The organism is Pseudarthrobacter sp. CC4, assembly GCF_048957775.1.
Classification (GTDB): domain Bacteria; phylum Actinomycetota; class Actinomycetes; order Actinomycetales; family Micrococcaceae; genus Arthrobacter.
The window spans coordinates 1-2,142 of sequence record NZ_JARCCZ010000063.1; the positions used below are offsets into that span (position 1 = coordinate 1).

Here is a 2,142-nt window from a genome sequence, read left to right on the forward strand (position 1 = left end):
TGTCGGTGATGGTCGAAAAGTGAGCCATTGTGACGGTTGAAAACTGAGCCACCCGTTCCAAACGATTGGGTGGGTGATCACAGTGGAGGATTGGGCGCTTATTCGGCGGTTGCATCTGGCCGAGGGTGAATCGATGAGGTCGATAGCGGCGCGGTTGGGGATCTCCAGGAACACCGTCGCGAAGGCAGTCAGCTCGGAGGGTCCGCCAGCGTACGTTCGGGCGCCGCAGGACTCTGGTATCAAGGCTGTGGAACCGGCTATTCGTGCGTTGCTGCTGGAGAACCCGCGGATGCCGGCGACTGTGTTGGCTGAGCGGGTGGGCTGGTCTGGGTCGCCGGCGTGGTTCCGGGAGAACGTTGCCAGGATCCGGCCCGAGTATGCCCCGGCTGATCCTGCGGACCGGATCTCTTACGATCCCGGGGATCAGGCGCAGTGCGATCTGTGGTTTCCCGAGGTGCGGATACCCGTCGGCGCGGGCAAAGCCAGGGTGTTGCCTGTGCTGGTGATGGTGTCCTCGCATTCTCGGTTCATCATGGCCCGGATGATCCCGTCCCGGATGACCGGGGACCTGCTGGCCGGAATGTGGGAACTGCTCGGATCCCTGGGCGCGGTTCCGCGGCGGCTGATCTGGGACAACGAAACCGGCATCGGCCGGCGGAACAGCTACGCCGCCGGAGTCGCGGCGTTCGCCGGGGTCCTCGCGACCAGGATCGTGCAGGTTAAACCCTACGACCCGGAGAGCAAGGGCGTGGTGGAGCGGGCCAACCAGTTCCTGGAGACTTCCTTCCTGCCGGGCCGGGTTTTCACCTCTCCGGAGGACTTCAACACCCAGCTCGGGCAGTGGCTGCCGAAGGCCAACGCCCGGCTGGTCAGACGGACCGGCGCCCGCCCGTCGGAACTGCTCGCTGCGGACAAAGCGGCCATGCTGGCGCTGCCGCCGGTTCCACCGGTCATCGGTTTCACTTCAAGGGTTCGGCTGCCGAGGGACTACTACGTCCGGATGGGATCCAACGACTACTCCGTTCACCCGCAGGCCATCGGCCGGTTCGTCGACATCACCGCCGGCCTCGAATCCGTCACGATCAGCCTGGACGGCCGATGCGTCGGCACCCACGCCCGGTCCTGGGGCGCCGGCCTGACCATCACCGACCCGGACCATGTTGAGGCGGCACGGGCGCTGCGGAAGGCTTTCCAAACCCCGCAACCTGTGGGCGAGACCACCGCGCTGCGGGACCTTGCGGATTATGACCGGGCGTTCGGTGTTGTCCTGGACGACGGTCAGGTCGCCTGATGCCGGACGCTAAGGAAACCATCGGCCAGATCGAGTACTATTCCCGGGCGATGAAAGCACCCCGGATCCGGGAAGCAGCACCCCGCCTCGCGGACCAGGCCCGTGAAGGAGGCTGGACCCACGAGGAATACCTCGCCGCTGTCCTGTCCCGGGAAGTCGCCGCCAGGGAAGCCTCCGGCGCCGAGATCAGAGCCCGGGCCGCCGGGTTCCCGGCCCGGAAATCACTCGAGGACTTCAACTTCGATCACCAGCCCGGCCTCAAACGCGACACCATCGCGCACCTGGCCACCGGCGCGTTCCTCACCGAAGCGTCCAACATCGTCCTGCTCGGACCGCCAGGAACCGGCAAAACACACCTCGCCACCGGCCTGGGCCTGCGGGCCACCCAGCTCGGTCACCGGGTCCTGTTCGCCACCGCCATCGACTGGGTCGCCCGGCTCCAGGCAGCCCACCAGAACGGCAGGCTGCCTCAGGAACTGGTCAGGCTGCGCCGCTACGGACTGATCATCGTGGACGAAGTCGGCTACATCCCCTTCGAACAGGATGCCGCGAATCTGTTCTTCCAGCTCGTCTCATCACGCTACGAGCACGCCTCACTGATCCTGACCTCGAACCTGCCCTTCGCCCGCTGGGGAGACGTCTTTGGCGACCAAGTCGTCGCTTCGGCCATGATCGACCGCATCGTCCACCACGCCGAAGTCATCACCCTCAAAGGCTCCAGCTACCGCCTCAAACACACTCAGGTCAATTCGCTGCCCTCGACAAGACCGGAAAATACGGCAGAATAACCAGCGTCAAAGTGGCTCACTTTTCAGCCCGCGAAACGGCTCACTTTTCGACCATCGCTGACA

2 protein-coding genes are annotated in these 2,142 nt (G+C 65.0%); both read left to right on the forward strand.

Annotated elements, in window-relative coordinates:
* The first annotated feature begins 73 nt into the window (after nucleotides 1-73).
* Nucleotides 74-1,291 carry an IS21 family transposase gene (gene istA / locus PV768_RS21730; protein WP_377192344.1) on the forward strand — a complete coding sequence of 406 codons (1,218 nt, stop codon included), beginning with the start codon at nucleotides 74-76 and terminating at the stop codon, nucleotides 1,289-1,291.
* Nucleotides 1,291-2,079, forward strand: coding sequence for an IS21-like element helper ATPase IstB (gene istB / locus PV768_RS21735; protein WP_421094194.1), 789 nt, complete (start codon nucleotides 1,291-1,293; stop codon nucleotides 2,077-2,079). Before istA ends, istB begins: the two co-directional genes overlap by 1 nt.
* The last annotated feature ends 63 nt before the right edge of the window (nucleotides 2,080-2,142 follow it).

Bases quoted from the DNA above. Each gene is read 5' to 3' on its own strand.
- istB (WP_421094194.1), top strand. From the start codon at position 1,291: ATGCCGGACGCTAAGGAAACCATCGGCCAGATCGAGTACTATTCCCGG.